This window comes from Paenibacillus sp. ISL-20, assembly GCF_018613005.1.
In the GTDB taxonomy this organism is placed as follows: domain Bacteria; phylum Bacillota; class Bacilli; order Paenibacillales; family Paenibacillaceae; genus Paenibacillus_AQ.
The window spans coordinates 1-6,318 of sequence record NZ_JAGGRD010000086.1; the positions used below are offsets into that span (position 1 = coordinate 1).

General features: G+C 34.7%; 6 protein-coding genes. All 6 read right to left on the reverse strand.

Annotated features, from left to right (window positions below; translation table 11 throughout):
- Nucleotides 1–1,198, reverse strand: a 1,198-nt coding sequence (locus J7E85_RS33665) for a UvrD-helicase domain-containing protein (RefSeq protein WP_215164294.1), incomplete at its 3' end; no start/stop codon positions are given.
- On the reverse strand, nucleotides 1,176–2,954 hold the full coding sequence (locus J7E85_RS33670) for an ATP-dependent nuclease (protein WP_215164295.1): 1,779 nt from the start codon (nucleotides 2,952–2,954) through the stop codon (nucleotides 1,176–1,178). The genes J7E85_RS33665 and J7E85_RS33670, both read right to left, overlap by 23 nt.
- A gap of 251 nt (nucleotides 2,955–3,205) precedes the next feature.
- Nucleotides 3,206–3,700, reverse strand: coding sequence for a DUF6933 domain-containing protein (locus J7E85_RS33675; RefSeq protein WP_215164296.1), 495 nt, complete (start codon nucleotides 3,698–3,700; stop codon nucleotides 3,206–3,208).
- 248 nt (nucleotides 3,701–3,948) lie between these two features.
- On the reverse strand, nucleotides 3,949–4,380 hold the full coding sequence (locus tag J7E85_RS33680) for a GNAT family N-acetyltransferase (RefSeq protein WP_215164297.1): 432 nt from the start codon (nucleotides 4,378–4,380) through the stop codon (nucleotides 3,949–3,951).
- Nucleotides 4,381–4,579: 199 nt separating this feature from the next.
- A complete protein-coding gene (locus J7E85_RS33685) occupies nucleotides 4,580–5,128 on the reverse strand; it encodes an ATP-binding protein (protein WP_215164298.1) in 549 nt (182 codons plus the stop codon).
- A gap of 170 nt (nucleotides 5,129–5,298) precedes the next feature.
- Nucleotides 5,299–5,991 carry a hypothetical protein gene (locus tag J7E85_RS33690; protein ID WP_215164299.1) on the reverse strand — a complete coding sequence of 231 codons (693 nt, stop codon included), beginning with the start codon at nucleotides 5,989–5,991 and terminating at the stop codon, nucleotides 5,299–5,301.
- Between the last annotated feature and the right edge of the window lie 327 nt (nucleotides 5,992–6,318).

Here is a 6,318-nt window from a genome sequence, read left to right on the forward strand (position 1 = left end):
ATCTTAATTGCGTTTTATATAATTTGAATATTCTATCAACCAACTCTAATCCTTTTCGAAAATCTCTATAGTATAACTCCTCATTAATATATCTGCCTACAAAATCCAAGATAGTAACTTCACCGATTTGATATAAATAATAAGATGATAGAAGATCATTAAAAAGAGTTGCCCAACTAACATTGATTTTGTCTAAAGCTGTGTCAGTAAACAATTTATTTTCAATTTCTAAAAAACCCGAAGCTCTTTTAGCACTACCATTGCTCCTACATAAAATTGCAAAGTCACTATTTTTACTTAAGTTATATTCTTTTTTCAAAGCTTCAAGATTCTTTTCTATAGCGTGAATGATATCTTCATCATTCCCTTTAACATGAACCTTAAATATTCTTTTATCCTCTTCTATATTTTCTCTTTGAATTCCCATTAATTCCAATGAATATTCAGAAATTGATTTATGACATCTGTGATTATGTGTGATTTCCAAGTGAGTAAAATCACTTGCCTCTATTAGTGATAGAAGGTACCTTGAATATCTATTACTAAATGCATAAATTGCTTGATCTAAATCACCAACAGCTATACCTTTGATCCCTTGATTAACTAGCTTTAAAAATATTTCATGCTGAATTTCTCCACAATCTTGATATTCATCAATAAAAACATGAGTATATCTGGCTTTAAGGTATTTTAAACTTTGTGGCACGTTATTTAGTATGCACAGAGCTGTTTCTCCACTTATCTCCAAGAATATTAATCCTTGTTTTAATGATTCTTTAAGTAGCTCAAATAATTCCTTATTCATAGTTCCTTCAGGCAATTCTTCCAAAGCTTTAAACTGGGGGTAATCTACTATAGAATCTTTAACTTCCAATGAACAATTTTCACCAAGTAACAACTTTGCAAACGGAATGATTATTTCAGAAATATAGAACTTGTCTATAGTTCCAAAAAAATGATTTATATTCTCGTTATTTTTCCTTTTATAACGTAATTCTAATTCCTGGCTGGCTTTTCTCGTGAATGAAATAGCTATAACTCCTTGATAGCTCAATAAGTCCCTTGATATTTCATGAATTTTCTCTACAATAGTGAATGTTTTTCCACTACCTGGCTTAGCGGTAACCACCAAATTCCCATCTTCTTCAATGATTTTAAGCTGCTCTTGTGTGGGTTTAGTTGCTTTTTTCATTTTCATAAACAACCTCTTCAGCTATTTTTTTGATTTTCTTTAAAGGTTCTGAAATTTTATCGTGTTCCAAACAATTGAGATTCTTATAATGTGCTTTTATAAATTTAAGCATATTTTCCGCTTTAGCCTTTTGCATTTTACTTACTGTGCTTTTCTTTGCTTTGGTTTTATAAAAGCTTTTTAGTGAAACAAACAACTTGCTATCAACCAAATCGTTTTCAAGATCAATACTTGATAAGTAAATATTATCTTTCTCTGCTTTTTGAATAACATACTCTGCTAGATCTACCGCAGCTTCAGGAATTTCTGCTCCTTTTGGCCATTCATTATTAGTTTTATTCTTTTTCCAGTATTCTATAAATGTTTCATTCTTTTTTGTGGCTAAAAGTTCAGTGTATATTCCCATAATACGAGATACGCCGCCTTGATAAGACAACTCCACATCACTGCCATTTATTTCTTTAGTCTTGTTAAAAATGTCATTATCTGTTCTTAAAACAAATGGTATATCTAGCGCTAAACAAATTTTTATATAAGGCTTAAATCCTACACCATCAACCGAGAGTATTGATATATTTAAAGCATCTAAATCAACATCTAATTGTTTCGATAAGGCAGTATAAAACAATTTTTCCGACGGACCTTCTACTAAAAAAACTGCATTCACAAAAAACACATCGGATGTAATAGCATCCAGTCTATATCCAAAATCATCAAAATCTACTTTTAATCTTTGACTGCATCCACCTTGTGCAACCTTAACCACTTGACTTTTAGAATACAACTTAACAATTCTATCTGGCCTAAACTCTGTAGCAATATAAGGAGAATGAGTAGTAATAAAAATTTGCTCGTCAAAATTTTCTAATAGATAACTGGAAAGTTTACGTTGTTGTTGTGGATGTAAATGGGCTTCAGGTTCTTCTATAGCATAAAAAGTTACTTTCTCTAAAGATTTCACATTTTTCTGTTTAGAAACCCATGTTGCCAAAAATATTTGATTATTTCTACCATCCCCACCTAAAGTCAAAGTTCCTTCATTTGTGCTATATGTTAATTCAAGATTTTCCAACAATTTTGTAGCATCTGAATTAGCATTTTTGAAGCTTAGCTCTTGGTTTTTATTATGTATAGCAAGAGTACTCAACTCATCATTTACTTTTTTCAAAGAGTACTGTATATAATTCAAACCATCAATTCGTTTATTTACAAGCTTCAAACTTCTTCTTAGTTTAACTATCGATTTTTCGTCTTTCTTCAATTGTGCTTCCGTCAGGTTTAGTTTTGTATCTTCAAGTATTTGATTTTTCTCCCGCTTCATAAAAGATTCTAAATTGCGATTTGTATTCACATATTCCATGTTTAATCTCTTAATATAAAACCTAGAATTTTTCTGTTCTAATAATTCTTCTGACGAACCAGCTAATATACTGTAATCTCCATTTTTTGAATTCTTATATTGTAGATACACAGTACCTTTATTCATGTCTCCTTTAAACACAGTCACTAAGCAATCTTCATGTATATCTGTAATTTTCACAGTAATCTCAATAGAATCTGTATTGGTATATACATTGTAATCACTATTAGATAAATCCAAATCTCGGTCACTTAAGCTTCGATCAAACAGAATACGTAGAGCATAAATCAAGTTAGTCTTTCCAATATCATTTGCTCCAATAATTAATGTTTGTTCTGCAAAGTTAATCTTTTCACTATCAAAATTCCTAAACCCTTTTATATTTATCCACTCTATTCTCATCTTTTATAGCTCTCCTTCACTTTTCGTTTTTTGTCGGTCTTTTTTATTCATTTCAGATTCTGTCGTATAACGTCTCTCGTATTCACGAGCCCGAGAACCTTAAGCCCCAACGGGGCGGCCGCAGCGCGGTTAGGTTCGCAGGGTTGTCCACCTGAGTTATCTTCTCTGATATCCCTCGGGCGGACCAAGGGCCGAATGGCAGGATGCGTGAATACGTTGTTATGCGGTTCCAGTGCCACCCTGAATAATCTTCAAACTATGTTGTAGTTCTTAGGATCCCATAAGGATTCTTTAAAGTAATTGATCGGTTCCATGTAATCTATTGGTTTATGAATCATTCTATTCAGCCATTTCAAGCGTTCAAAATTATCGTAAAAGTCATCCTCAGTAAACCATGTAACTTCTTTCATTGTTCCTAGGACACTTCTGTTGTTTGTCTTCGAAATAACTACTTCTGTGCAATACTCTAAATATCTATTGATCAATGTATCGTTAACTCCCTCTCGGAGTAAGTATTCCCGAAAAGTTAACATGAATTTATCTTTCAATCGCTCTAATTGCCCTGTTCTTATTCCATCAATTATAATAGCTAATCTAGTTAGATCGTTCACAAAGACAATGTGTTTTCGTTTGTTCAAGATATATATATTTACATGCCAACTTAAAAACGGAGCTACATTGATGTCTTCAACTGGAGTTGTTTTCATGTCTTTCAATAGGTCTTTAGTAAGTCTTAAGGTAAGCATTCTGTTGTTCCTTTCTCGCACTGGTTTCGCATAACGTTTATGTATTCCCGAACCCGAGAACCTTAAGGCCTGAAGGGCCGGCCGCGGCGCGGTTAGGTTCGCAGGGTTGTCCGCCAACGCTTCCCTGTACCTCTGAATTCACTCCGCAGTGAAATCCCTTCCCTCTTGGCGGACCAAGGGGCGAACGCCCCGCTGCGGGAATATAGTGTTATGTGATGTCTGCCTCATCTTCGAAAAACTTTCAAAAATTACAAGTACTTCTTAAAGGCTTTACTCGAATCACCGTCATAACCTAACTTTGTATAGAACTCGTGTGCTTGCTTCCTCGAAGCTCCGCTGGTTAAAAAGACCTTAACACAATCCCTTGAAATACACAGATCTTCAATATGCTTCATAATGAGCGATCCATAACCTTGACCTTGTCTGTTTCCAGATACAATTACACGTTCTACAACCCCAAAAGGTTGTGACTCTATCAATGCATCTAAACATAGATGCAGATGTGCAGTTGCAACGATCTCTTGGTCTACTTCGCAAATGAACAAGAAACTATTAGGATTTTGTTTAATTTCTTCTATTCTATCTTCCAACACTTTTATTTTTGGGTTGTTTGGAAGCAACTCTTTATATAGTCGTTCAATAGCTTCGGCGTCATTTGTTTCAGCTTCACGAATTATCATTCACATTCTCCTCTGTGTATTTAGGCTGATTTCACATAACGTTTCAGTATTCACGACGCGAGCCGGCCTTAGATAGCTCTTATCTTAGGCCAGCTCGTGTAGCGTCTGAATATCTCCAATGATTATACATCGGACGACCAAGGGGCGTAAGCCCAGCAGCGTGAATATAATGTTAACTGAAGGGTCGGCCTTCATCGAATCATCTAAAATCGCTGATTGCTATTATTTGTTGAATAATTCCCGCTGTATTATTGGGGTCCTTAATGACAAATATATAATTTGCTTCATCTTTACTAGGTTGTATTTCTGACGATTTTTCTTGTTTCTCCAATACTTCCAAAAAGCTTGATGCACTTCTAAATATTGCTTTGCTTCTATGGGTTCGTATAACACGCTCTTTCAATAAATCAGTGGGCAAATCAAAGTAAACAATAATACTTTTAAATCCTTTATTATGAAAATATCGGAGAAGATTTGCTCTTCCTGATTTATTCATATTGGAGTTGCTTAAAATAATGTGGAAATCGCTCTGCTCCGTAGCATAGTTAACAATTGCTTCAGTTACAGAGAATTTTAAAGTGTTTGGACCTTCTATAGGACGAAGTTTCTTGTAGTGCTTATTAATAAATTCAGCATGATTATCCTGATCAATGACAATAGCTTGTTGTAATGCGGCTTCTAATTGTTTGGCAAAGGTGGTTTTGCCACTATGCGTTTTTTCAACCGTCATGACTACCAAGCGGTCCATAATGTTCTCTCCTATTTCTACTATGGTTTTTGCCGATCTTTCTGATAACGTTCCTGTATTCACGACCCAGCTATGCTGGGTGTCCGGCGAATGCCGGATCAAGGACGTATGTCCGCAGCGTGAATATTATGTTATCTGAAGTAACTTTCTTCTTGATTAATCCCACTTAGCTATTCTTTCGCTTTTAGCACTTTATATTTAGGATCTGTTGGTTGTCTGACAGGAATTGAATATCCAAATGTCTCACTTAAAAAAGCATTTTGTAGTTCGATTATAAAATCATGTACGTAGCCTAAAAAATCAAAAATATACTCGTTAAATTCTTTCGTTTTGTTCTCAAGTTCTATCAGTTCTTCTTCTGAAAGCACTATCCCGTTTAAATATCTCGAATAATAAATCCTTCCTAAATACTCACTATACCTGCCTGTCACTTCTCTTATTTCACTTAGCTGTTCTAAATATATGTCCTTCATTCCTACAAATTTATTAAGTACAACTTCTCTCGATTCAAAATAATAGGTGAATTCAAGAATTGACTTAGAGGATTTTTCCCACAATTTTAAAACTTGCTCATTTGGCTTTTCCCAACGACTATTATGAATTTCAAAACTCACTGCGTATTTTGTTCGCAGATCACCGGGCAAAAGAATCAAATATAAATTCAATTCTCCAAGTGAGTCTCTTGATTTTGCAAGTAAATTTATGGCTTCATCAGCAGTTTTAATTTGCATTTCACGAACAAACTTTTGTTTATCTAATTCAAGATTTCTTCTATGCTGCTTATTTAAATTAGTTATAGCTATCCACCAACCAACAATTGCTATTAAGGCAGATAAAGACCACCCGATAATACTCGGCCACATATAATCCAATCCTCTTTATGATTTTATAGTTATTTCAGATAACGTTCTTGTATTCACGAACCCGAGAACCTTAAGCCCCAACGGGGCGGCCGCGACTGCGGTTAGGTTCGCAGGGTTGTTTCCCTGATTCCGCTTCCCCGAAATACATCCAGCAGACCGAGGGCCGTATGGCCCGAAGCGTGAATAAGTTGTTATGCGCTGTTTCATTCTTCTTAGAGTTACCCAAGAATCCATTTCTTTTTTTTGAGGACTTCTGCTCTGCTATAGTTGTAACTATAGTATTCTAGGAACTCTCTTAAATAAGGATATATATAAAACGCAATTAAG

What these genes read in the sequence shown, in the direction of transcription:
- J7E85_RS33690 (WP_215164299.1), bottom strand. Translation starts at nt 5,991, where the DNA reads ATGTGGCCGAGTATTATCGGGTGGTCTTTATCTGCCTTAATAGCAATT.
- J7E85_RS33680 (WP_215164297.1), bottom strand. Translation starts at nt 4,380, where the DNA reads ATGATAATTCGTGAAGCTGAAACAAATGACGCCGAAGCTATTGAACGA.
- J7E85_RS33670 (WP_215164295.1), bottom strand. Translation starts at nt 2,954, where the DNA reads ATGAGAATAGAGTGGATAAATATAAAAGGGTTTAGGAATTTTGATAGT.
- J7E85_RS33675 (WP_215164296.1), bottom strand. Translation starts at nt 3,700, where the DNA reads ATGCTTACCTTAAGACTTACTAAAGACCTATTGAAAGACATGAAAACA.
- J7E85_RS33685 (WP_215164298.1), bottom strand. Translation starts at nt 5,128, where the DNA reads ATGGACCGCTTGGTAGTCATGACGGTTGAAAAAACGCATAGTGGCAAA.